Annotated in this window: 22 protein-coding genes; 8 read left to right on the forward strand and 14 right to left on the reverse strand. The window is 64.3% G+C overall.

The window, feature by feature from the left end; genetic code table 11:
* Positions 1-51 precede the first annotated feature (51 nt).
* Entirely contained in the window at positions 52-1,266 is a 1,215-nt protein-coding gene (locus ABCW42_RS19455) for a PucR family transcriptional regulator (protein WP_423182725.1), read from the reverse strand.
* Positions 1,267-1,484: 218 nt separating this feature from the next.
* Here ABCW42_RS19455 and ald point away from each other — a divergent pair, with 218 nt between their 5' ends.
* The 3 genes from ald to ABCW42_RS19470 all read left to right on the forward strand — a co-directional run bounded on the left by ald (position 1,485) and on the right by ABCW42_RS19470 (position 6,020).
* Complete coding sequence (gene ald, locus ABCW42_RS19460; protein ID WP_133207093.1) at positions 1,485-2,603, forward strand: alanine dehydrogenase; 1,119 nt, start codon at positions 1,485-1,487, stop codon at positions 2,601-2,603.
* Positions 2,604-3,933: 1,330 nt separating this feature from the next.
* Complete coding sequence (locus ABCW42_RS19465; RefSeq protein ID WP_423182482.1) at positions 3,934-4,110, forward strand: hypothetical protein; 177 nt, start codon at positions 3,934-3,936, stop codon at positions 4,108-4,110.
* A gap of 215 nt (positions 4,111-4,325) precedes the next feature.
* The gene (locus ABCW42_RS19470; RefSeq protein ID WP_423184955.1) at positions 4,326-6,020 is read left to right on the forward strand and encodes a DUF222 domain-containing protein; all 1,695 of its coding nucleotides are present in this window, start codon (positions 4,326-4,328) and stop codon (positions 6,018-6,020) included.
* A gap of 219 nt (positions 6,021-6,239) precedes the next feature.
* On the opposite strand, the gene gnd is transcribed toward ABCW42_RS19470, so the two are convergent.
* From gnd to ABCW42_RS19485, 3 genes are all read right to left on the reverse strand, one after another.
* Positions 6,240-7,124: a phosphogluconate dehydrogenase (NAD(+)-dependent, decarboxylating) gene (gene gnd / locus ABCW42_RS19475; RefSeq protein ID WP_423182726.1), complete on the reverse strand. Its 885-nt coding sequence runs from the start codon at positions 7,122-7,124 to the stop codon at positions 6,240-6,242.
* 173 nt (positions 7,125-7,297) lie between these two features.
* Positions 7,298-9,229, reverse strand: coding sequence for a primary-amine oxidase (locus ABCW42_RS19480; RefSeq protein ID WP_423182727.1), 1,932 nt, complete (start codon positions 9,227-9,229; stop codon positions 7,298-7,300).
* Between the two features lie 326 nt (positions 9,230-9,555).
* A complete protein-coding gene (locus ABCW42_RS19485) occupies positions 9,556-9,765 on the reverse strand; it encodes a hypothetical protein (protein ID WP_133206771.1) in 210 nt (69 codons plus the stop codon).
* A gap of 423 nt (positions 9,766-10,188) precedes the next feature.
* Between ABCW42_RS19485 and ABCW42_RS19490 the strand changes: the two genes are divergently transcribed.
* A complete protein-coding gene (locus ABCW42_RS19490) occupies positions 10,189-11,595 on the forward strand; it encodes an APC family permease (protein WP_423182728.1) in 1,407 nt (468 codons plus the stop codon).
* Positions 11,596-11,609: 14 nt separating this feature from the next.
* Here ABCW42_RS19490 and ABCW42_RS19495 read toward each other — a convergent pair whose 3' ends face one another.
* The 5 genes from ABCW42_RS19495 to ABCW42_RS19515 form a co-directional block, all read right to left on the reverse strand.
* Positions 11,610-12,326 carry a hypothetical protein gene (locus tag ABCW42_RS19495; protein WP_423182729.1) on the reverse strand — a complete coding sequence of 239 codons (717 nt, stop codon included), beginning with the start codon at positions 12,324-12,326 and terminating at the stop codon, positions 11,610-11,612.
* Positions 12,323-12,874 carry an RNA polymerase sigma factor gene (locus tag ABCW42_RS19500; protein ID WP_423182730.1) on the reverse strand — a complete coding sequence of 184 codons (552 nt, stop codon included), beginning with the start codon at positions 12,872-12,874 and terminating at the stop codon, positions 12,323-12,325. Before ABCW42_RS19500 ends, ABCW42_RS19495 begins: the two co-directional genes overlap by 4 nt.
* A 132-nt stretch (positions 12,875-13,006) precedes the next feature.
* A complete protein-coding gene (locus ABCW42_RS19505; RefSeq protein ID WP_423182731.1) occupies positions 13,007-13,687 on the reverse strand; it encodes a hypothetical protein in 681 nt (226 codons plus the stop codon).
* Positions 13,688-13,830: 143 nt separating this feature from the next.
* A complete protein-coding gene (locus ABCW42_RS19510; protein ID WP_423182732.1) occupies positions 13,831-14,880 on the reverse strand; it encodes a Gfo/Idh/MocA family protein in 1,050 nt (349 codons plus the stop codon).
* Between the two features lie 43 nt (positions 14,881-14,923).
* Positions 14,924-15,535, reverse strand: a complete 612-nt coding sequence (locus ABCW42_RS19515; RefSeq protein ID WP_423182733.1) for a TetR/AcrR family transcriptional regulator — start codon at positions 15,533-15,535, stop codon at positions 14,924-14,926.
* A 124-nt stretch (positions 15,536-15,659) separates the two neighbouring features.
* On the opposite strand from ABCW42_RS19515, the gene ABCW42_RS19520 reads away from it, so the two are divergent.
* Positions 15,660-16,226: an NAD(P)H-dependent oxidoreductase gene (locus ABCW42_RS19520; protein ID WP_423182734.1), complete on the forward strand. Its 567-nt coding sequence runs from the start codon at positions 15,660-15,662 to the stop codon at positions 16,224-16,226.
* A gap of 56 nt (positions 16,227-16,282) precedes the next feature.
* Here the strand turns inward: ABCW42_RS19520 and ABCW42_RS19525 are convergent, their stop codons facing one another.
* Entirely contained in the window at positions 16,283-17,116 is an 834-nt protein-coding gene (locus ABCW42_RS19525; protein WP_423182735.1) for an isocitrate lyase/PEP mutase family protein, read from the reverse strand.
* Positions 17,117-17,228: 112 nt separating this feature from the next.
* Between ABCW42_RS19525 and ABCW42_RS19530 the strand changes: the two genes are divergently transcribed.
* The 3 genes from ABCW42_RS19530 to ABCW42_RS19540 all read left to right on the forward strand — a co-directional run bounded on the left by ABCW42_RS19530 (position 17,229) and on the right by ABCW42_RS19540 (position 19,485).
* Entirely contained in the window at positions 17,229-18,536 is a 1,308-nt protein-coding gene (locus ABCW42_RS19530; protein WP_423182736.1) for a PLP-dependent aminotransferase family protein, read from the forward strand.
* Positions 18,533-18,961 carry a universal stress protein gene (locus ABCW42_RS19535; protein WP_423182737.1) on the forward strand — a complete coding sequence of 143 codons (429 nt, stop codon included), beginning with the start codon at positions 18,533-18,535 and terminating at the stop codon, positions 18,959-18,961. The genes ABCW42_RS19530 and ABCW42_RS19535 overlap by 4 nt, the downstream gene beginning before the upstream one ends.
* Before the next feature lie 185 nt (positions 18,962-19,146).
* Positions 19,147-19,485 carry a hypothetical protein gene (locus tag ABCW42_RS19540; protein WP_133206760.1) on the forward strand — a complete coding sequence of 113 codons (339 nt, stop codon included), beginning with the start codon at positions 19,147-19,149 and terminating at the stop codon, positions 19,483-19,485.
* Here the strand turns inward: ABCW42_RS19540 and ABCW42_RS19545 are convergent.
* Genes ABCW42_RS19545 through pdhA form a run of 4 tightly spaced genes read right to left on the reverse strand, consistent with a single transcriptional unit; the run spans position 19,482 to position 23,904 of the window.
* Positions 19,482-20,096, reverse strand: a complete 615-nt coding sequence (locus ABCW42_RS19545; RefSeq protein WP_423182738.1) for a phosphatase PAP2 family protein — start codon at positions 20,094-20,096, stop codon at positions 19,482-19,484. The two genes, ABCW42_RS19540 and ABCW42_RS19545, sit on opposite strands and share 4 nt — an antisense overlap.
* The gene (locus ABCW42_RS19550; RefSeq protein WP_423182739.1) at positions 20,089-21,657 is read right to left on the reverse strand and encodes a dihydrolipoamide acetyltransferase family protein; all 1,569 of its coding nucleotides are present in this window, start codon (positions 21,655-21,657) and stop codon (positions 20,089-20,091) included. The genes ABCW42_RS19545 and ABCW42_RS19550 overlap by 8 nt, the downstream gene beginning before the upstream one ends.
* Positions 21,658-21,715: 58 nt before the next feature.
* Positions 21,716-22,696, reverse strand: coding sequence for an alpha-ketoacid dehydrogenase subunit beta (locus tag ABCW42_RS19555; RefSeq protein WP_423182740.1), 981 nt, complete (start codon positions 22,694-22,696; stop codon positions 21,716-21,718).
* Complete coding sequence (pdhA, locus tag ABCW42_RS19560) at positions 22,696-23,904, reverse strand: pyruvate dehydrogenase (acetyl-transferring) E1 component subunit alpha (RefSeq protein WP_423182741.1); 1,209 nt, start codon at positions 23,902-23,904, stop codon at positions 22,696-22,698. The genes ABCW42_RS19555 and pdhA overlap by 1 nt, the downstream gene beginning before the upstream one ends.
* Between the last annotated feature and the right edge of the window lie 36 nt (positions 23,905-23,940).

A 23,940-nucleotide genomic window follows, 5' to 3' on the forward strand; every position in this document is an offset into this window, starting at 1 on the left:
TCTTTGTCGTTTGTGCCACAGTTCGTTGCGCCACACGTTCAGGGGGCGTGGTCAGATCCTGGGCCTTCCAGCCCACCGCCGCGCCTTCAGTGCTGCGTGCAGTTCAAGCCGTATCGCCCCGCCCAAAGGATCGGCACCGATGAGCTGGCGGATCCTGCCAAGCCTGTTGTAAATGCTGCTCCGATGCAGGTGCAGCTTAGTGGCTACGTCCTGGACAGAACCGTCGCTGTCATAGAGCAATTCGAGGACGGGCAACAGTTCTCCGTTGCGGTCATGGTCCTCGAGGGCGCGGAAGTGGACAGATCCGGCGTCGTCCCAACCGCCCGGAGCCTGCAGGCGATCAAACAATTGGTAGATTCCCACCGAACGGCTGTCCACCAGCTCGCCAAGGGTCGGATCGACGGCGGCCGCCTGGGCCGCAAGTTTCGACTGCCGGTAGGCCGCGGCCATCTGGCGGACTACGGAGAACGGCTCGCTGATGCCCAGGATCACGCGATCGACTTTCCGTCCCGCCCGCTTCGCGAGCTCCAACTGGTAATGCACCAAGACTTGCGCGTGCTCAGCCCTGCCTCCCGTTTCGCGGAAAAGGAGCACTGAATGCGTCTCAGTGCCTGCGCTGAACAGCACCGAATCGACGCCGATGGTGGCCTGCAGTGCGGCCGAACGGTGGGTCAGGGTGGCGGCGATGGGATCGGAGACTCCGCCGAGGTCGCCGGCGTCCAGCGCCGTGACCAACTGCCACGGACCCCGCCCTTGGACCTCTTTCCAACCCGCAACCCCGGAAACCGCATTGGATTCCCCGCCGCAGGCCGCCAGGAATTCCTGTTCTTTGCGGCGGCGGAACTCCGACTCCGCGGTGTTTGAGTCGAGCAAGAGCGCCGCAAGGAGGTCCAGCTCGTCCCGGACACCGGGCAATTCGGCGAGGATCGCCGTCGCGGTTTGCTCGTCAAGGTCCTGCTGGACCCAGAGGTAGCCGACGCGGAAGCCGCGCACCAGCAGCGGGACGCAAACGCGTCCAACCATGCCCAGTTCTTCGTTTGCCGGCACGACGACGGGACGCACCGCCGTCGCGATCCCGTGCGAAAGTTGCCACGCACTGACGTCCACGGGAACCTTCTTGCTCAACAGGAAATTCACGCGCACGCGGTCGGCATGGGACTGGTTGGAACTATAGGCGAGGAGGACGCCGTCGAGGTCTTCCAAGGAAAGGCCGCGGCCCAGCTTGAGCGCGACGTCCTCGACGATCTTCTCCACATCCTGCTGCATGGGGCAAGGGTACTTTGCCAAACGGACATCAGGCGACACCTGACGCTCCGCAGCTCGACAAATGTCGATCCGGGAAAGGCAAAAACCCCGGAATTACGCGGATTTCTGCGCAGGCGAACAGCCCGTTTCCTGTCGCTTGGCTCACAGCGGATTTATTCTGGAACCACAGTCCCCGCACGGAAAAAGGCCGACAAAGCCTTTCGAACATGGAGCCCAAAATGATCATCGGTGTCCCCAAAGAGATCAAGAACAACGAATTCCGCGTCGCCATCACGGCCGCCGGCGTTCACGAGTTCCGCACCCACGGCCACACGGTGCTGGTGGAGCGCGGCGCAGGCCTTGGCTCCGGTATCACCGACGAGGAATACGCTGTTGCCGGCGCCGAAATGGTGGCCGAAGCCGACGACGTCTGGGCACGTGCGGACATGGTCATGAAGGTCAAGGAACCCATCAAGGCTGAATACCACCGCTTCCGCAAGGGCCTGATCCTCTTCACCTACCTGCACCTGGCGGCCGAGCCCGAACTGACACAGGAACTCATCAACTCCGGCGTCACGGCCATCGCTTACGAAACCGTGCAGGAAGGCCGGACGCTGCCGTTGCTGGCACCCATGTCCGAGGTCGCGGGCCGCCTGTCGGTGGTCGTCGGCGCTTCTTCCCTCATGGCGCCGGCCGGCGGCAAAGGAGTCCTGCTGGGCGGCGTCCCGGGCGTCCGTCCCGCGAAGGTGGTTGTCCTCGGCGCCGGCGTGGCCGGAACCAACGCCGCCGCCATGGCCCTCGGACTCGGCGCCGACGTTACCATCATGGACATCAACATCAACCGCCTGCGCGAACTCGACGCCCTCTACCAGGGCCGACTGAAGACGGTGGCCTCCAACAAGTACGAGATCGAGAAATCGGTGGTCGACGCCGACCTCGTCATCGGTTCCGTGCTGATCCCCGGCGCCAAGGCCCCCAAGCTGGTCACCAACGAACTCGTCTCCCGCATGAAGCCCGGCTCCGTGCTGGTGGACATCGCCGTGGACCAGGGCGGCTGCTTCGAAGACACCCACCCCACCACCCACCAGGAACCCACGTACAAGGTCCACAACTCGATCTTCTACTGCGTCGCCAACATGCCCGGCGCCGTTCCGAACACTTCCACGTACGCACTGACCAACGTCACCCTGCGCTACGCCGTGGCACTTGCCAACCTCGGGGTCAAAGCCGCGTTCGACCGCGACCCCGCCCTCGCCGCAGGCCTCAACATCGCAGGAGGCCACGTGGCACACCACTCGGTATCCGAGGCGCACAACCTGCCCCTCGTCGCCGACTGGCACAACCTGGTTTCCGCCTAGGTTTCACCCGAAAGGGCCCGACGGCGGGGTGCGGCTTCCACGAGAAGCGGCACCCCGCCGTCGGGGTTTAAGTGCGGGCCGGTCGGGTTTCAATGCGGGCCGGTCGCGCCTTAAAGTTGGCGTCCGCGCCTGTCCCAGGCAGCTCGACGGGCCTCTTCGGCGTCCCCAAAGCGTTTGTCGTGATGGCGGACGAGGAGTAGCCAGGCGAGGCCTGCTCAAGGAGCCATGAGAGCTCCAAGCGAGACGTAATCGGCGAAGTCCCAGGACCACCGGATGTGGGTGAAGAGTAATCCGCCGCCGTTCTTTTGTCGGGGCCCGTCGCTTGATTCCAGTTCCGTCGCTTGATGGTCCGGCATGGCGAACAAGAACTGCGCCGTTCGTGCGGGTCCTTTAATGTCGGGGGTCCGTGGAACGCTGTGGTTATGGACGGGAATGGGGGACCGGTTTTGCGGACGCGGCAGCACGGGACCCACCGCGCCTTCGGTTGTGGCTCGGGCTACGTAAGTCGACGACGTCGGCCGCAACCCCGGCGCTTGCGCGGCGGAATCTAAAAGAAGCTCCGGAATCTGAAACAAGAACCGTGGCGGGTCGGGCGGGGCTTATTTTGTCGGTGCCTTCTGGAAGGCTTTGGTTATGGACGGGATCGGGGGATCGGTTTTGCGGACGCGGCAGCTTCGGACCGGCGCGTACCGGGTGGTGGTTCGCATGACGCAGGTCGACGACGCCGGCCGAAATCCCGTCGCTTATGCTGCGGAATGTAAAGAAGCTCCGGAATCTGAAACAAGAACCGTAGTGGGTTGTGCGGGGCTTATTTTGTCGGTGCCTTCTGGGAGGCTTTGGTTATGGACGGGATCGGGGGATCGGTTTTGCGGACGCGGCAGCTTCGGACCGGCGCGTATCGGGTGGTGGTTCGCATGACGCAGGTCGACGACGCCGGCCGAAATCCCGGCGCTTGTTGCGGCGGAATCTAAATCATGAACCGGTTTTTCAAACAAGAACCGTCGCCGGTCGGGCGGGGCTTATTTTGTCGGGGGTCCGTGGGAGGCTTTGGTTATGGACGGGATCGGGGGATCGGTTTTGTGGACGCGGCAGCCTGCGACGGGGCGCGTACCGGGGTGGTGGTTCGCCTGACGCAGGTCGACGATGCCGGCCGCGATCCCGGCGCTTGTTGCGGCGGAATCTGAATCATGAACCGGTTTTTCAAACAAGAACCGTCGCCGGTCGGGCGGGGCTTATTTTGTCGGGGGTCCGTGGGAGGCTTTGGTTATGGACGAGATCGGGGGATCGGTTTTGCGGACGCGGCAGCTTCGGACGGACATGCCTTCGGGTGATGGTCCGCGTGATGCTGCCGTTCCTGCTGCCGGCGTTCGTGCTGCCGGCGTTCGTGGTGCCGGCGTTCGTGCTGCCGGCGTTCGTGGTGCCGGCGTTCGTGGTGCCGGGTCGCCGGTCGCTGCTCTTCCCGGGACGGATCCCGGTCCAGTTCCTGGTGCCGATGCCTTCGCCTTGATCGAGGCGGCGATCGCGGCAGTGACGGCGTTCCGTCCCGGCACCCACAACCCATCTGCCGACGCCGCGTTGGCCGCTACCGCTTTGGCCGGCACCGCCGGCACCGGCACCGCCGGCACGAGCAACCCCGGCAGTAGTGGCCCGGGCACCGGCAACCCTTTCGCCGACACCGCCGGCAGCACCGGGATTACCGGTGTCGCGGGGGTGGGGGCGGTGTTGATTGGTCAGTTGCGGTTGTTGGAGGATTTGAAGTCAGCGATCGCCGGGGCGCAGGCCCGGATCACCGTCGCGTTCGACACTGCCCAGCGCCGGACCCACGCCGGGCAGGGGGTCCCTGCCGCGGAGCAAGGCAAGGGCGTCGGCGCGCAGGTCGCGCTGGCCAGACGGGAATCCCCCGCCAAAGGCTCCCGCCTCCTCGGCCTGGCGAAGGCGCTGGTGGTGGAGATGCCCCGGACCCTGGCCGCCCTGGACACCGGACAACTCAACGAATGGCGCGCCACACTGCTGGTCAAGGAAACCGCCTGCCTCAGCGCGGAGGACCGGGCCGGGGTCGACGCCGAACTCGCCCCGGACACCGGAACCCTGCACGGCGCCGGAGACCGCGCCGTGACCGCCGCCGCACGGGCAGCCGCGTACCGGCGTGACCCGGGCACGGTCACCCGCCGCGCCGCCCGCGCCGTGACCGAGAGGCACGTCAGCCTGCGCCCGGCCCCGGACACCATGACGTACCTGACCGCGCTGCTGCCCGTGGCCCAGGGCGTGGCCGTGCACGCCGCCCTGACCCGGCACGCAGACACCCTCCGCTCCGGCGGGGAGACCCGCTCCCGCGGGCAAGTCATGGCCGACACCCTCGTCGAACGCACCACCGGCACCCGGGCCGGGATCACCGGCATCGACCTCCACCTCGTCATGACCGACCGCACCCTCCTCCAAGGCCACACCGAACCGGCACGGATCCCCGGCTACGGCATCATCCCCGCCACCTGGGCCAGAACCCTCCTCACCACCAACCCCGGACCCACCCAAACCAACCCCGAACCCGGACACCCCGGCGACAACAACGGCGACACCGGACCCGACACCGAAAACAACGGCGTCACCGAAACCGGGTCTGATGCAGGAGGCAGCACCGGACCCGGCGGAACCGGAGACAGGCAAGAACTCGGAGATAGGACCGGTCAGGCCGGGCACGAACCCGGTCCCGGGCGAAGAAACCGGACCGGAACCGGCAAAGACGGGCCGGACCACCGGACCAGACGCAGCCACCGGGCAGGCCAAGAACACAGCGCCAGTCACGAACACAGCGCCGGCCAGGAACACAGCGCCGGTCAGGAACGCGGTGCGGGGGCCGGGCACGCCGCGGCCGCCGAGGCGCTCCGCCCCGGACCGGGCAACCACCAGCCCGGGGAAGCAGAGTTCAAGGTCTGGTTGCGGCGGCTCTTCACCGCGCCCGGAAGCGGCGAACTCGTCGCCGCCGATTCGAAGGCCAGACTCTTCCCGCCCGGGCTCAGGCGCCTCATCCAGGTCCGGGACAACACCTGCCGCACCCCCTACTGCGACGCGCCCATCCGGCATCTGGACCACATCCTGGCCTGGCACCTGGGCGGAACCACCACCCAAAACAACGGCGCAGGACTCTGCGAAGCCTGCAACCACACCAAAGAACTCCCCGGCTGGACAACCCGCACCCGAAATCCACACCCCGGACACCGGCACACCTTCGAACTCCTCACCCCCACCGGGCACAGCTACCAAACAACAGCCCCGCCCCTGCCCGGCACACCCCACACCCCGGACACGGACCCCGACACCCAAATCTCACCCTTCGAAACCACCGCCCTCCACCACTGGGACGACCGGAACCACCACCACAAACCACACCACCAACCACAACTCCGCAAACCCGCCTAAAAACAGCCGGCCCGCCCAAAAGAACAGCCGGCCGCCTAAAAAGAACAGAACAGCCGGCCAGAAAACAACCAGCACGCCCAAAAACAGCGTGCACGGCCCCCTCCCGCACTGCATCAAGCTGCCAAGCACCGACCACTGCACTCGTCACCGCGCGGTATAAGACCCGACGGCGGGGGCGGCCTCCGCACGAAGCCGCCTCCCGCCGTCGGGATTGGGTTGCTACTTGGCGGATTGGGTTGCGTGTCCGCCGAACTGATGGCGGAGTGCTGACACCATCTTCATCGCGGGAGAGCTGTCCTCACGCGACGCGAAGCGGGCGAACAGGGCCGCGGTGATGACTGGCGCCGGAACCGCGTTGGCGATGGCTTCCTCCACGGTCCAGCGGCCTTCACCCGAATCTTCAACGTAGTCCCCGAGTTTCTCCAGGCCCGGATCCTCGTCAAGTGCTTTGACCAGCAGGTCCAGCAGCCAGGATCGAACAACTGTGCCCTTCTGCCAAGCGGCGAAGGTCCCGGGCAGGTCAGTGATGATGTCCTTGGATGCGAGAAGTTGGTAGCCCTCGGCGTAAGCCTGCATCAGGCCATATTCAATGCCGTTGTGCACCATTTTGGCGTAGTGGCCGGCGCCTACTCCGCCGACGTGGACGAAGCTATCGGCCCGTTCGCCTTCCGGGCGCAGGGCGTCAATGATCGGCAGCGCCCGCTCGATATCTGCGGCGGTACCTCCGGCCATCAGGCCGTAACCGTTCTGCAGCCCCCAAACACCGCCGGATACACCACAGTCCACGAAGTGAATGCCCTTGGCCGTGAGCAGTTCGGCATGCTTCTGGTCTTCAGTGAACCTGGAATTGCCTCCGTCGATCACCATGTCGCCGCGGTCAAGCTTCTCGGCAAGCTCGCTAATGGTTGCACCCGTGATGTCCCCGGCAGGTACCATCACCCAGATAATCCGAGGGGCCGGCACTTTCGTGAGAAGGTCGTCCACCGAGGCGACGTCGGTGACGTCCGGGTTCCGGTCGTAGCCGGTTACCTCCACCCCGCCCCTGCGCAGCCGTTCTCGCATGTTGAAACCCATTTTTCCAAGGCCGATCAGTCCGATGTGCATCGCAATACTCTTTCCTGAGCTGGTAGTGGGACGATCACCGGATTCAGCGGGTTCGGAACATTCGGGCCGCACCGTCACTACTGGTTGGGGGTATACATGGTTTCGGTCCCCGGCTCTGCTTCGGGGCAGCGCCGGGGACCGAAGATTGTGGAACTGGTTTTTGCTGCAGGGGGTTATTTGCCGGTGCTGCAGTGTCCGGTGTCGGTGGTGGTGGTTTCCCTGGGGAGGTTCAGGGTGGGGTTTTGGTTGAAGAAGCCGTGGGGTTCGAGCATGAACCCGATGTTTTGCCGGGGCATGACGGGCCAGTCTTCCAGGCGGACGACGTGGTGCATGCCGAAGGTGTACCAGACGACCAGGTCTTGATCGACGATGTTCCGGTCGGCTTGGGTCCAGGCGGGCAGTCCGTCCCCGCCGGTGGACTGGTTGGGGTATTCCCCGGCCGGGAAGCGTTGTTCCCGGGTGTAGGGGGTGACCCAGAGGTTGTTGCGGGCGAACTGGGCGCGTTGGGAGACGTGGGCGCGGTCGTCCGCGGCGAGGGTGATCGCGTTGTCCGGGATCAGCCGGTACGCGACGGGTTCGTCCACGATGTTTTTCTTGGCGTGGTTGACGATTTTCCAGAACCGGTGTTTGGACGTGTCGGCCTTGCGGATGGCTGCTTGTTCGGTTTCCAGGAGCCGGTCCACGGCTTTGAACGCGGTGAACGTCGGGTTGTGTTCCGGGATCACGGTGTCGACTTCGTAGACGGAGTTGTTCACGCCGTCGACTTCGAAGTCCATCCGGACGTTGAAGATGTGCTGGTGGATCGGGCCGTACAGGCCGTCGTTGTTCAGGGTCTGGCCGTACGGGCTCTTCTGGTCCGGGTGTTGCCCGGCGGTGGACAGGATGCCGGTGGCCTTGACCAGGAACTCGATGGACCCGTCCAGGAACAGGTGCCAGTAGAACGCGTATTCGTAGTTCGCGACCGTGGCGATGAAGGAAATCACGAGTTTGCGGTTCCGGCGGGTCTCGGCCGTGCCCTCACGGAAGTCAAAGTGCTTCCACAAGATGGAGTCGTCTTCTTCGTGCATGCAGATCGCGTTCTCGATCGTGAGCGGGTTGCCCAGCGAGTCGGTGGTGATCCCGTCGAAGTACTTGATTTCCCCGGTGCAGTCACAGCCCAGGGTCAGGGAGTTGGCCATGTTGCCGATGTTGTACTCGCCCGAGTCGAACGCGTTCTTCTTCGCCTGTACCGGGGCCGGGTCCCCGTACGGGACGACCATCTCGGCCAGCGAGGCACGGTTGATCACCGGGCGGTCCACGCCCTGGTCACGGAACTTCAGCTGGTGCAGCACCAGGCCCTCGCGCGGGGTGAACCCGACCCGGAAGGACCAGTCCGCCCAGCGGACGTGGTTGCCGGTGACCGTGAACGAGGCCCCCTCGGGCTGGGTGATGGAGATCGGCTTCAGATCCGTCCGGGCTTCCCCGACGTACTTGGGCAGGTAATTACCCCGCGCGGCCGGGACCGGGATCGCCTCGTTGTCCTCAATCCTCGCGACCTGACCGGAGGACAGGTCATAGATCACCACCAGGTTCTCGATCGGGTGCGCGTACGGGGAATCATCCGGCTCGTCCCGGACGAACACCAGGGCACGCATCAGGCGCCGGCCCTGCGCGTCCTCACCGAACCAGCCCACGCTCCAGGGCTCGAAACACACCAGGTCCAGGTCCGTCAGGCCGCGCTTGGCCAGCGCCTCGATCACCCGCGGGTCCTTCTTGCAGTTGACCTCGCACTCATCAAACTCATCCAACATGAACGGCGGCTGCACCCCCTTGGCCAGCTGCGTCCAGGAGGACACCAGGCCCCCGTCCAGATCCACCACGGCCTCGAACGCGGACCCCGACGCACGGTCAATCAACACCGCATCCGCCTCACGCACCACCGCCGCACCGGCCCGCAACTCAGCCTTGCCCGGCTCCCGCAACTCCACACTGCCAAACCGGAACGACTCCGCAGCAGCCGGACCCTCCTTCAAAATAGCCACCGCACGCGAAATCTCCGCCCGCGACAAAGGATCCAAAGGATGCGCCGTACCCACGGCAGATTCAACCTCACTGTTGATGGTCATGCTTCTCCTCTAATAACCAGGTCCTGGAACAGGACGCGTTGATAGGTTCTTGCACAGGTCGAGCCTGGCTGCATACGTCGGGCTTGCTGTTCGGCTTGCAAGTGTCAGCGGGACCCCAGGCGGGCCGCCAGCGTGATGCCGGTCACTTGCATTCTTTCCATGAGGAAAAAACTACGTCAGCAAATTCACCTCGACGAGACTTTTGTGAAAATTTACGTGAGAAATTCAGATCGAGAAATTCTCGCTCCAGTTAACATGCTGGAAACATTCGAGAAACACAGCCCGGTATCACCGGGCGCGGCGCTAGGCGTCACCCAGAACGGCGCTTAGGCGACGATCTTCTCGCGGGTTTCGCCGAAGGGGACGCTCTCATGCAGGGCCAAGGTGTAACGGCCGGGTTCATGCCGGGTGACCAGGATGCCCGCGGAGCGCTGTGGCCGCTGGCGAAGCATGGCCTCGGCGTTGTCGAGCATTTCATAGAGGCGCCCCGCGTCGCTGACAACGACTTCGACGGGCTCTGCGACCAAACTAAGCATGATGTAACACCTTTTCTTCCGGGGATCAGGGGCCCCCAACTCACCAACCCTTGATACTGACGACCCAGGCTTCCGGAGCCCTCCTCGATGAAGGTTCCGACTGGCCCTCCACCGGGCCCGCCGGCGTGATCCCGGTCACCTGCATTTCTTTGTGACAACAAAACTACGTCAGGGAATTGATCGCGGCGAGGTTTTTATTGAATTTTTCGTGAGAACTTCCGGAGCCTATTTCCTCACCCGAATTAACATGTTGGAAACATTTGGAAACCATCCCCGATGCTAACGTTTTGCATCTCGGGCGGGCTTGTGTCCCACATAAGCAGCGCGACCTGCCCACCGGAGGAAAGTTGGTACCCAGTGTCTGTCCGCGTCGATCGCTTCATTAAGCCCCGCTCCCCTGTGGAAGGGCTAAGCCGGCGGAAATTGTCCTTCCTGCCCGTCTTCGCCCAGGCTGTAGCCGGCGTCGCACCCGCCGGGGCCATGTCCGTCATTCCCGCCTTGGTCTTTCCGGGCCTCGTTTCCGGATCCGCGGGACCGAACCTGCTAATGACTTTCGGAACGGCGATGGCGGTCATCGTGCTGGTGTCCTTGTCCCTCAGGCCGATGGCTAAAAGGATGGCTGCCGTCAGCGGGTTGTACAGCTACACCGCGAAGGGACTCGGCCCCGTACCAGCCATCACCGCCGGATGGTCTGCAATGTTCGGTTATGCCCTCGTAGCCATGGCGAGCCTTCTTGTCGTAGGCACCTACACGACGGAACTCTTCAGCAACCTCGGGATTCCGATAACGAACCCCGGCGTCCTCGTGGTGCTGATCGTCCTTGTCTCCGGCGGCGCCGCCACGTTCCTCATGGTGAGGGGAGTCCATGTTTCGGCGTGGATCACTTTGCTGATGGAATCCCTCTCCATCGCTGTCCTCGCCGTCCTCATGATCGTCTACTTCGTCCTCAACGCCCCCAAGCTCAGCCTCGGGAGCGCTGTGGCGTGGAACGGCAACTTCGACTCGTTGGCAATTGGAGTGGTCGTGGCCGTGAGTGCGTTCGTGGGATTCGAAAGCCCCACCACACTGGGCGGGGAAGCCTACAAGCCGTTCATCAGCGTGCCGCGGGCCATCACCTGGACCCCCATCCTGATGGGAACCCTTTGCCTTCTCGCTGTGACAGCCCAGGACGCTGCCCTCAAAGAAGCTCCCCTGAACGTCACAACCAGTTCCACTCCCCTGTCAGGCCTGTTTTCACAGACGTCCGCGGCGTTCGCGGCGGCCCTGGACCTGGGAATCGCCGCGTCCTGGTTTGCGTGCTCAATCGCGTCCGTCAATGCGCTAGTCCGAATCCTCTTCTGCATGGGAAGGGAGGGCGTAGCGCCGCGAAACGTCGGCCGCACGCATCCGGTCTTCCGCACGCCTTCGTCGGCCATCTTGACCGTCATGCCGGTGATCGTGCTTGTCCCGATCGTCATCATTGTCTCGGGAGCGAGCCCCACCGAAGGACTAGTGAACCTCTTCATCCTGGGCGCCTACGGGTACCTCGGGTCCTACATCCTCGCCAGCGCATCCATGCCGTTCTTCCTGCGCCGGATCGGCGAGGCAACGTTCGGTAACTGGGTGCTCGGCGCGGCAACTTCGCTCGCACTTGGGGCTCTTTTTTGGACAGCGGCAAGCGTGTCCCTGCGGGCGGGCAACCTGCAGACCGTTATCTACGTCGCGGTGCTCCTCGCGAGCGTCATATACGCGAGGCTGCTCCATCGCCGCTCGCCGAAACGGTTGGATTCCGTGGGTGTCTACGACGAGCCGCGGGAATCCGATCTTTTCCACGGCCAGCCCAATCCCTGACCCTCGGATGAAATCTACGGTTTGACGGGAAGACTCGGCAGGAGGTTCGACGGAACCGGCTGCGGCAGGGTAATTCCCGGACCCGGAACCACCGGCGACGGAACAGTGATCGGCGCCGGTTTGGCCTTGGAGATGTCGTCCAAGCCTTTGTGAAGATTCGAGGGCGTACCGGGCGTTGTGGTTTCCGAAGTCGACCGCGGCCCGGGCTGCTCACTGCTCCGGGGAGCGTCCGGCGCAGTCGGCGTCGGTGCCGGCGTGACCGCCGAGTTCGAATCCCCCGCAGGCGTCAGGCGAGAATCCGAAGGCGTCACCGGCGTCTGCGGAGCCTTGGCACCCGAACCGGGCACAAACTGTGAAACCACGGTTCCCACAACGGTCTCCAAGTGTTGAATCGTGCCCGGGATGCCGCCGTCGGACGCTGCGGCGGCGGTGGCACCCGCCGCCAGGGATGCGGCCACGGCCAATGCGGCGATTCCGGCACGGCGCTTACGACGACGGCGCGCGGCCAGTTCGTCGAAGGGCGCGGCTTCGGCGGTGGAAGGGTGGGTTGTGGCAGCTTGGGCGGTCGGGCTCATCAGGGCGAGGACCGCGGCCGAGGGCCGGGGCCGGCTGCTCGCAAGGGCACGCAACTCCAGGAGCTCGTCGCGGATCTCGTACGCTTCGTCGAGTCCGGCCTCGGCAAGGAGGCGATCGATGCCTTCCTCTGCCTGTGATGCGGATTTTTCGCTCATGATGTGCCGTTCCTTAAGAGTGCGCGTTCTCTGAGTGCGCTCAATGCCCTACGCTGCAATTGCTTGACGGCCCCTTGGGACTTGCCCATGATGTCCGCTGTTTCTTCCACCGACAGGTCCGCGACGACCCTCAGGGCCAGGACTTCCCGGTAGTCGGTGCTGAGCTCGGCCAGTAGATCGGTGACGCCGAGGCCTCCGTCATGGCCGAACGCCTGGTCTTCGGCCGATGGCGCGCTGCGCGCATCCAGGTCTGGTTCGTAAGGCGCCGGTTCAGGGGCACGCTCGCGCTTCCGGTAATGGTCCACCATTCGGGCGTGCGCTATGGAAAAGAGCAGGGTTTTGGCCCCTTGGAGTCCTCCGTGCAAGGAACCGAGTTTGGGATAGAGGGCCAGGAAGACGTCTTGCGTGACCGCCTCGGGGTCGTCCACTCCGCGGGCTCGCAGGTAGCCGAATATGGGGCCGGAGAAGTTGTTGTAGGCAGCCGTGAAGAGCAGGGCGGGATCATTATCGTCCGCCTGCAAGTATTCATCAGCCAAAGGGTCAAGCACCCGCGACCCCTCCATCCCACGCAGCTCGGTCCTCATCCAGGCCAGGGAATCGACCGCCGCTGCCGTCTATTGCGTCGCGGGGCTCCTTGTCATCAAGCCAAGGAGCCCCGCCATTCCAGCGTAACTGTCGCGTTACTTCTGAACGGAATCGGCCGGCACCTTCACCGGAACGGTGGGGAGCTGGGAGGGCACTGCGGGAGTGGCCGGCACAGCAGGAACAGCCGGTACCGAAGGAACGGTGGGAACCGCCGGAACCGCGGGCTTGGCAACCGCGTTGGCGTTGGCGTCCGCGTTGGCGTTCGCGGAGACGGAAGCGCCGGCCACAACGGCTTCGCAGTGCGTCTTGACGTTCGCTTCGCCGCCGGCCGCGACAACCAGCGAGGAGAATCCGGGCACCTTGGAATCGGCCGTCAGGCCACCGTTGAGCAGCGCGGTGCAGAGGCCAAGGGCGTCGGGCGAGGTTGCCGTGGCTGCGATGTCGGCGGCTTTTGCCTTCGCGTCGTCAACGGCGTCGGTCGCTTTGGTCTTGGCATCGTTGACGGCGTCAGCGGCCTTTGCCTTCGCGGCATCCGTGGCGTTTGAGGCAGCGTCAGTCGCCTTTGCCGTTGCGGCATTTGCGGCGTCGGAAGCGGCGTCCGATGCCTTCGAGACCACCGGCGCCGGAGCCCCGACCAGTTCGTGGGCACCCTGCTGGAGTCCGCTCGGCAGTGCTCCGTTGAATGCGGCGACACCGGTTCCGCCAACTGCGACGGCTCCGGCGGCCAGGACGCCCGCGGCGACTTTGCTGGTGGCAAGGACAGTGAACAAGGACATGAGACCTCCGACAAACGTTTTTGGACTACCCCGGCCGCGGCTTGGTCGCGGCCGGATGATCAAGTGCGGACGTGGCCCGCACTCCCCTTACATCGTTGGCGGTCCCGGAGAAGTTACTCCGGTTTCAAAAAACTTTTAATGGGTTACGTCGCCAGGGCCCTCGCCTTTTCAATCAGCTTCAGTATTTCGACCGGGCCGGCCGGATCCACCGGGAGGGGCAAAGCGGAGGCGGCACCGCCGTCGTCGATCTTTTCAGCGAGGATCCGGTAGAACTCCTGGTAGGCACCGCGTTCGGTGGGAACGGTAGTCCGTTCGCCATCGACTTCCAGGATTCCGTAGTGGTGCGGATCGTCGACGCCGTAAGCCCCGGCCGTGGGCAGCCCGCCTGCCGCTATGAACGGTTCCTGCGGGTCGATGCCGTATTTCACGAAGCCGCCCTTGCTGCCCAGGATCCGGAATCGCGGGGCATGCAATTGGCTGTTGGCGTTGGCGGTGACGTGGCTGATGACGCCGGACTCGTGTTTCAGGACGAGGAAAACGTCGTCATCTGCCCGTTCCTGGGGCCGCCGACGCAGGATTTCGGCGTGGACCAGCTCGGCGGGACCGAACATCAGCCACGACAAGTCCAGCAAATGGGTGCCGAGGTCGAAAAGCAGCCCGCCGCCGTCGTCGGCTGTCGCTTGGGCCTTCCACTCCTTGCTGATGGCGGGCGCCCACCGTTCCATCGACGCTTCGCACCGCATGATTTCGCCTAGCGTCCCGGCGTCGAGCAGCTTTTTCACGGTCAGGGCATCGCCATCCCACCGGCGGTTCTGGTAGACGGTCAGCACGCGGCCGAGCCTCCCGGCCAGTTCGATCAGCTCCTGGCCCTGCGCACTGGTGACCGCGAACGGCTTATCGACGACGACGTCGAGCCCGGCTTCCAGCGCGGCTTTCGCAAGCGGGTGGTGGGTTGCGGGCGGGGTTCCGAGGATGACGAGGTCCAGCTGAGGAGCGAGTGCCAGGACGTCGTCGGGGGTGTCCACGAGCTTCACGTTGGGGTACCGGTGCAGCGCTTTTGCTTTGCGGCCGGCGTCCGAGGTGGCGATCACGTCGAGTGAATACGCGGGATTGCTTGCGATGAACGGCGCGTGGAAGACGCTGCCGGACAGTCCGTAGCCGACGACGGCGGTGCGGATGGGTGTGTGGGTCATGTCGCCACCGTACCCGGCCAGGACAGCGCCGCGAAGGGTTTTGTCAGCCATCTTTCAGGAGGCGCGTGACGAGTTCGCGCCATGAGGCCGCGAGTCGCTCCGGCGGAATTCCGTGCTCCCGGAGGGCGTGCAGTACCCGTTCCGGGTCGAGGGAGGCGCCGAGCGAGAGGGCCAGGAGCCAGGGGTCGCGGTCCAGTCCGGCTTCGCGGAGCAACATCTCGATGTGCCTGTGCCACAGCACAACGGGCGGGGCATCGTGGCGGTTTTGCGGAGAATGTTCCGAGGCGGCGCGGGCAAGTTCACCGAATTCCTCGACGAATTTGATGCGGGCTTCGCCAAACGCAATGAGCCGTTCGAGCGGCGGGGCTCCGGGGCCGAGCGGAGGCGGGCCAAAGATGAATTGGCGTTGGAATTCGGATTCGGAATCGCTCAGCAGCGTCATCATGAGTCCGGCCCTGCTGCCGAACCGCCGGAAAACAGTGCCCTTTCCGACGTCCGCCCTGCAGGCGAGCATGTCCATCGTGAACGCGTCCACCCCGCATTCGTTGACTAGCTCCCGCGCGGCGTGGAGGAGCCGTTCTCGGTTGCGCGCGGCGTCGCTGCGTTCCGTCGGCGCCCCGAACGGCAGCTCAGGCCTGATGGGGATGAGGCTCACAAAAAACATTCTAGACCCGGGAATATTAACCGGACTGTAGTCCGTTTAGATCTAACGAAGGCGGAAAACGCCTCAGAAACCGAGCGTCTGCGGCACGGGCCGCAGCCAGACCCAAGGAGTTCCCATGTCCAAGAACACCGTCCTCGCCCTTGTCGGCAGCCTTCGCGCCGATTCCCACAACCGCAAGCTCGCCGAAGCCATCCAGCTCAACGCTCCGGAAGGCGTGGACGTCCTGATCCACGAGTCCCTCGGCAACATTCCGTTCTACAACGAAGACATCGACGTCGAGGGCCAGGTTCCCGCCGAAGCCGCCGCCCTGCGCGCTGCCGCCTCCGCCGCGGACGAGATCCTCCTCGTCACCCCCGAGCACAACGGCACCATGCCGGCATCCCTCAAGAACGCGATCGATTGGCTGTCCCGCCCGTTCGGCGCAGGCGCCCTGGCCGGCAAGCCGACCGCCGTCGTCGGAACCGCTTTCGGCCAGTTCGGCGGCGTCTGGGCCCAGGACGAAGCCCGCAAGGCTGTGGGAATCGCCGGCGCCAAGGTCCTCGAAGACGTCAAGCTCGCCGTCCCCGGTTCCATGATCCGCTTCGCTGAGCTGCACCCGAAGGACGACGCCGAGGTTGTCGAGCAGATCAAGGGTATCTTCGAGCCGCTGACCGCTGCCCAGGAAGAAGAAGTCGCGGCCTGATTGCCGGACACGCCGGGGCGTCCGAGGCATTCGGGCGCCCCGGCCGCGTGCGCTAGCTAGCGCTCCCCGAACAACGCGTCCATTTCGGCGTAGCTGCGCGTTCCGGCCAGCTCGGACCAATTGCCGTCGCCGAGCACTTCCGCCGCCAGCCTGGCGACGGCCTCATAGGCGGCCCTCGCGGTACTGCCGCCGAGGCTGATTCGCCGCACGCCGGCGTCGTACAGCTCTCCCGGGGACGGCGAACCCAAGCCGGCCAGCGCATTCAGGGGCAGGTCGATCCGGCGGGACAGCTCGTGCAGGACGTGGAGGTCCGTCACCCCGGGAACGAAAACCCCGTCCGCGCCGGCTTGCTCGTAGGCCTCGGCCCTCCGCAGGGTTTCCTCGTAGGCCGCGTCCCCGAGGCTGCGCGACCAGTAGGTGTCGGTGCGCGCGTTGATGAACAAGCCAACGCCCGCGTCCTCGGCGGCCTGCCGGATCAGCGATATACGCTTCGAGTGTTCGGCCATGTCAGTGAGCGGCTTCTCGGCAGAATCCTCGATATTGATCCCGACGGCGCCCGCGTCCAGGACTGCGCGAATGGTCGCCTGCAACTCCTCGTCGGTTCGCCCGTACCCCGTCTCGATATCCGCTGTCACCGGAAGCTTGGTGGCGGAAACTATCCGCGACAGCGCTTCCATCGCGAGCTGCCGCGAAAGGTGGTCCCCGTCCTGGTACCCCATGCTCCAGGAGATTGCCGAGCTGGAGGTGGCCACCGCCGTCGCACCCGCTTCTTCGACCATCCGCGCGGACGCCGCGTCCCACACGTTCACCAGGACCAATGGCCCGTGCTGCGCCTCGTGGAGTTCCTTGAAGCGAAGGGCCTTGGATTCGAGTTCCGGATGCGTCGTCATGGCTCTATTCCAGCCGCCAGTTGCCCGAACGTAAAGCATGCGCCCTCCAATCCCCCGTGCTCGATGAAACATATGTTGCTCATTTGACAACTCTCGGGGGTATCCTTTCAGTGTGACCCACGAAACATTGGATGCCGGGCCGGAGCTGCCCGCGGAAGCAATTGACGCAATAGAGCGCGCAGCCATTGCCGCCCACCGCCACGAGGAACTCTTCTCGGAGCGCGCCGCCAACATCAAGCAGTCCGCAGTACGTGACGTGTTCGATATTTCAATGCGGCCCGGGCTCGTCTCCCTCGCCGGCGGAAACCCGTACCTGCAGTCCCTGCCCCTCGAAAAACTGGGCGACACCGCCGCGCGGATCATTGCCGAAGAAGGCATGACCGCCCTCCAATACGGGGGCGGACAGGGCACCGAGGAACTGCGTACCCAGATCTGCGAAATCATGGCTGCGGAGGGGATCATCGACGCCCGCCCCGGGAACGTGGTCATCACGGCGGGTTCCCAATCAGCCCAGGATGTGGCAACCAAGGTGTTCTGCAATCCGGGCGACGTTGTACTGGTTGAAAACCCTACATACGTGGGCGCGTTGAACACGTTCGAGGCGTACCAGGTCCAGGTAGAGGCCGTGGACATGGACGACGACGGACTCATCCCCGAACTGCTCGAGGCCAAGATCGCCGAGCTTCAGGCCAAGGGCAAATCGATCAAGTTCCTCTATACGATCCCCAACTTCAACAACCCTTCCGGAATCACACTCGCCCCTGCCCGTAGGCAGCGGATCGTGGATATATGCCGGAATGCGAATATCTTGGTCCTGGAAGACAACCCCTACGGCCTCTTGCGCTTCGACGGCAACCCGCTCGCACCGATGCGTGCCGCCAACCCGGACGATGTGATCTACATGGGGTCATTCTCGAAGATCTTCGCTCCGGGCCTGCGGATCGGCTGGGCCCTTGTCCCCGAACACCTGCAAAGGCGCTTCTACCTCGCGTCCGAGGCCGTCACGCTGTGCCCGCCCACCCTCAACCAGATGATCATCTCGGCGTACCTCCGGGACTACGACTGGCAAGGACAAATCGACACCTACCGGGCGCTCTACGAGGAACGGTGCAAGGCCATGCTGGCGGCCCTGGAGGAGTACATGCCTCCCGGACTGGACTGGACAAGGCCGGACGGCGGCTTCTTCGTCTGGGTTACCGTGCCCGAAGGCGTGGACACCTACCCTTTGCTCAAGAAGGCGATCGACGCTGGCGTTGTCTTCATCCCCGGCGCGGCGTTCACCCACTCGGACCAACCGTCCAACAAACTTAGACTGGCTTTCAGCGCAGTGCCGCCTGAAGCGATCACCGAAGGTATCCGGCGGTTGGCGCCAGTGCTGCGCGAGGCGATCAACGTTATGGACAAAGGAGTTTCAGCATGAGCGGAATCGTAGTAGTCGGCGTGGACGGCAGTGAGACCGCGATGAGGGCAGCCGAGACTGCGAAGGAGCTGGCCACCGCTTTGGGAGCGACCCTCCGCGTGGTGACGGCCTTTGACAAGAAGCGCACCGAAGTAGTGGAGAGCGGCGGCGACAAGTGGATCCTCTCGGATGCCGACGAAGCCGAAAAAATCGCACTCGACGTGGCTACCAAGCTCGCCGACGGCAAACTGGGCATCAGCTACACCGCGGCGTTCGGCAAGCCCGGCGAAGCCTTGATCCAAGAGGCGGAACGCATCGGGGCAGACCTGATCGTCGTCGGAAACCGCCGGATGCAGGGGCTCGGACGAGTGCTGGGCAGCGTCGCCAACACCGTTGCCCACAATGCTCCGTGCGACGTCTACATCGCCAAGACGGACGAACCCTAACCCTCTGAGTGGGGCCCGGCATATGGCGGGCCCCACTCGGACTTGACGGGAATCACGCGTCGTGGTGGGCGGTCTCACCCGGCCCAACGCCGTTTTTGGCCTTTGGGACAAGCGGACGCCCGTAAAATTGAAGAGGCCCCCAAGGGCGCGAGCCGCCCCAACACAACGACCCATAGGGGATCCTCTTGCTTGCTTTGCAACCGCGCCAGCGCGTCGGACACGACATCCTTCTTGCCCGTCACGGCCACCACATCAGTTCCATGCGTTTCGACCGCGCCAATGACCGCATTGTGGCAGTGCTCGACGACGGCTCCGTGGACACCGCGCCCAACCTCATCTCCCCGGCACTCAAAATGCCGGAGACGTTCCGGAGCATCCTGCGATCGGACTGGAAGCTGATCCTCGTTGCCAGCACCGCTATGTTGGCCATCGGAGCCCTGGCGATGATGCTGTCCTTCGGGATGATCGGCACCATGACCGACCAGCAGTTGCGCGACCTCGCGATCACCTACACCTCGTACTAGGCCAGCCAGCCTCGCAGGACCCACCACAGTCCTGCAATCACGATCCCGCCGAACAGCGAGCCGGCGATCACCTGGCCCACGGTGTGGTCACGAAGCACCACCCGTGACCACCCGACTGCGGGCACCAAGAGCAGCAACGGCCACCAAGCCGGGCCGAACATCAGCACTGCCATGACTGCCGCCGAAGATATTGCAGATGCATGCCCGCTGATTTTCCACACCAAGCTGACCGCGGCGAGCACCGCGATCCCGCCGATCAAGGCAAGGATCATCGCTGAGACGCTCACCGGAGCATGAACAGCGTTAAGCACCAGCAGGCCGACAAAAACGGACACCAGCGCAAGCATCAGAAGCGGCGCTCGATCCCTGCGGTTGCTGACATGGTGGTCGCTTAGCTTGCCTAGCCGCACCATGAGAAGGACGTAGGCGAGCGGCAGCAGGCAAACAAAGAATGCCGCGAGGAGCCCGTACCACATGGTCCCGGGGAATCCGGGTTCCACCGCCGGGCTGATCAGCAGCATCACCGATACCACTACTGGCGGCTGGAAGACCTCGGTGAGGACCCGGGCAACTTGGTGCCGGGTCCCCGAAGAGTTTCCGATCTCAGTCAAGCAGCAACGCCGGTTCTTCGAGGATCGATGCGACGTCCGCCATGAAGCGGGCAGAGAGATCCCCATCCACTACCCTGTGGTCGAACGAACCGCCCAGCGTTGTGATCCACCGCGGAATGACTTCCCCGTCAAGCACCCAGGGCTTCTGCTTGATGGTGCCGAACGCGACGATCGCGACTTCGCCCGGGTTGATGATCGGCGTTCCGGTATCGATGCCGAGCGCTCCGATGTTGGTGATGGTCAACGACCCACCCTGCATTTCCGCCGGCTGGGTCTTGCCGGCCCGCGCCGTGCTGGCAAGCTCGTTGAGCGCCAGCGCGAGTTCCTTGAGGGAAAGGTCCTGGGCGTCCTTGATGTTCGGAACCATGAGCCCGCGCGGAGTAGCCGCCGCAATTCCAAGGTTCATGTAGTGCTTCACATGGATCTCGGCACCGCCCTGGCCATCAGCGTTTTCCACCCACGCCGCGTTGACGCTCGGATTGCGCGCGGCGGCCCAGATGACGGCTTTCGAAAGGATGAGGAGGGGCGAAACTTTGATGCCCTCGAAGTCGCGGGAAGCCTTGAGCCGCTTCACGAACTCCATGGTGCGGCTCGCATCGACGTCCACGAAGATGCTCACGTGCGGCGCGGTGAATGCCGACTCCACCATCGCCTTGGCAGTCGCCTTGCGGACGCCCTTCACCGGAATCCGTTCAATCCGCTGCTCCTGCGGCTTCTTGGACGCACCCCAGAACCTGTCCGCGCGATCCACTTCCGCATCGCGCTGGGACTGGTAGCTGACCAAGTCTTCCCGCGTGACCTCGCCATGTGCACCCGTGGGAACAACATCCGCCAGGTCGATGCCCAGATCCCGGGCAATCTTCCGGACCGGAGGCTTTGCCAGGACACGGCTCACCAAGCCGGAAACTGTTGCGCTCAGGCCCGTGAAACCGGGGGCCTGAACACCGCCTTGCGCACCAGTGGGTGAAGGCGCGACGGTAGGGGCCGGGGTTGGGGGCGCGACGGCGGGAGCCGGGGTTGGGGGCGCTGGCGTCGGAGCCGGCGGTACTGCTGCCTCGCCGGTCGGCTGCCCGGATGAGGCGGGGCCGGTAGCGCCTTCGGGACGCTTGCGCGGGCGGCGCTTGACGGCGTCGGCTTTGGGGCCCGAGCCGACCAGCGGACCGCCTGCAGGACCGGCGTCGGAAGTGTCGCCGTCGGGCAGTTTGCCGTACATCGGTGACTCGGCTGCCGGCTGGGCAGGTGCGACGGCGGGCTGCGCCGGCGCGGCTGCGGGCTGCGCGGGCGCGGCGGGCGCCTGGACCGTTTCCGGTTCGCCGGACGCGCTGTCCGAAATGCCGATGATCGCTGTTCCGACCTCGACTGTGATTCCTTCGGCGACGAGGATCTCGGCCACGGTGCCCGCATAGGGCGAGGGCAATTCCACCAGGGACTTGGCGGTTTCGATCTCGCAGATGACGTCGTTGATTGCCACGGTGTCGCCGGCCTTGACCTTCCAGGAGACGATTTCCGCCTCGGTAAGGCCTTCGCCGACGTCCGGCAGGTTGAATTTCTTAACAGTCACTTTGGTCCTCGATTTTCGGCTGTCCCGCGGCCGGGGCGGCGGGTGCAATCAGGGGCGGCTAGTAGGCCAGGGAACGGTCCAGGGCTTCAAGGATCTTGTCGATGTCCGGCAAGTAGTCCTCCTCGACCTTCGCGACGGGATAGGGCATGTGGAAGCCGCCCACCCGGATGACGGGAGCCTCAAGGTGGAGGAAGGCACGCTCGCTGATGCGTGCAGCGATCTCGCCACCGAGCCCGCCGAACGTCGGCGCCTCGTGCGCGACAATCAGCCTGCCGGTCTTCTTGACCGAGCCGGTCACGGTGTCGAAGTCGATGGGGGAAAGCGAACGGAGGTCAATCACTTCGACGCTGTGACCGTCCTCTTCTGCGGCCGCAGCGGCCGCCAAGGCGACCGGGACCAACGGGCCATAGGCCACGATGGTGGCGTCCGTCCCTTCGCGCAGGACGTGCGCCTGGAACGGATCCGACGCCAACCCTGCGCTTTCGGTGTCGACTTCGCCCTTGAGCCAGTACCGGCGCTTTGGTTCGAAGACAATTACGGGGTCCATGCATTCGACGGCTTGCTGGATCATCCAGTAGGCATCGTGGGCGCTGGAGGGCGTAATGATGCGCAGGCCGGGAGTGTGGGCGAACAGCGCTTCCGGCGATTCCGAATGATGCTCGATCGAACCGATACCACCGCCGTACGGAATGCGGATAACCACCGGTGCCGTCAGCTTGCCCCCGCTGCGTGCGTGCATCTTGGCAAGCTGTGTGGTGATCTGGTTGAAGCCCGGGAAGACGAACCCGTCGAACTGGATTTCACAGATGGGACGGTATCCGCGAAGGGCCAGGCCGATCGCCGTCCCGATGATTCCGGATTCGGCCAGCGGGGTGTCCACAACACGGTCCGCGCCGAAGTCCTTGATGAGCCCGTCAGTCACCCTGTAGACGCCGCCGAGCGGGCCGATGTCCTCACCCATCAGGAGCGACTTCGGGTTGTTGGTCAGGGAAGCACGAAGGCCTTCGTTGATGGCCTTGGCAATAGTCATGGTGGTCATCAGTTGCCCGCCTCCTGCTCATCGTCGCCTTCGAAACCGGCGGAGTATTCCTCGAACCACGCGAGTTCCTCAGCCACCAAGGGGTGGGCTTCCGCGTAGACCCGGGCGAAGGATTCGCGGATGTCGGGTGATTGAAGGTTTTGGGTGGTAGCGCGGACATGAGCTGCCAATTTGTCTCCGTCAAGCTTGACTTGCTCGAAGAAAGCTTCGTCCGCCAGACCCTCGCTGCGAAGGTATTTCTCCAAGCGATCGAGCGGATCCTTTGCCCGCCAGGCGTGCTCTTCGTCAGACCCGCGGTACTTTGTTGGATCGTCAGCGGTGGTGTGCGCGCCTACACGGTACGTATAGGCCTCAATCAGCACAGGACCGCGGCCTTCACGAGCATGTTCGAGCGCCCACTCGGTGACGGCATGGACAGCAATGACGTCGTTGCCGTCCACCCGGATGCCTGGGAAACCGTATCCCTTGGCCCTGTTTGAGAGCGGGATCTTGGTTTGCACCTCGGTGGGAACGGAGATGGCCCAGTGGTTGTTCTGGCAGAAGAAAACCACCGGCGCGTTGTAGGAAGCAGCGAACACCATGGATTCATGGACGTCACCCTCGGAACTTGCGCCATCACCGAAGTAGGCGACAACGGCAGCCTTGGGCTCGTTGGCCCCGGAAGCCTCGGCGAGCTTTTGGTCCCGCTGGATTCCCATGGCATAGCCGACTGAATGGAGGGTCTGGGCCGCGAGAACCAACGTGTAGAGATGGAAATTGTTCTCCCGGGGATCCCAACCGCCATTCGAGATTCCGCGGAAAAGCTTCAACAATTCAGCGAGGTCAACGTTGCGGGTGAGGGCAACGCCGTGCTCACGGTAGGACGGGAAGATGTAATCCTGGCGCTGCGTAGCCCGGCCCGAGCCGATTTGCGCGGCCTCCTGGCCGGTCAAGGGCACCCACAACGCCAGTTCGCCTTGCCGTTGGAGGGCAGTGGCTTCCTGGTCGAAGCGGCGGACCTTTGCCATGTCTGCATAGAAGCCGCGCAACTGTTCCGGATCAAGCCGCTTGGCGTAGTCCGAGAAGACAGGATCCGTTCCAAGCTTTCCGTCCGGCCCCAGCAGCTGGATCATCTCGGCCGCGGGATCGCCAATGGCTTCCCCCGAGGAAGACTGCAGGTTCAGTCCCGTTCCGTCGATCCCGGGGGTGGGCGTTTGAGTTGAGCCCATTCCGTCTCCTTGCCTGCTGCAGCCAGTCGCTGAGCA

This window comes from Arthrobacter sp. NyZ413 (genome assembly GCF_049390645.1).
Lineage (GTDB): Bacteria > Actinomycetota > Actinomycetes > Actinomycetales > Micrococcaceae > Arthrobacter.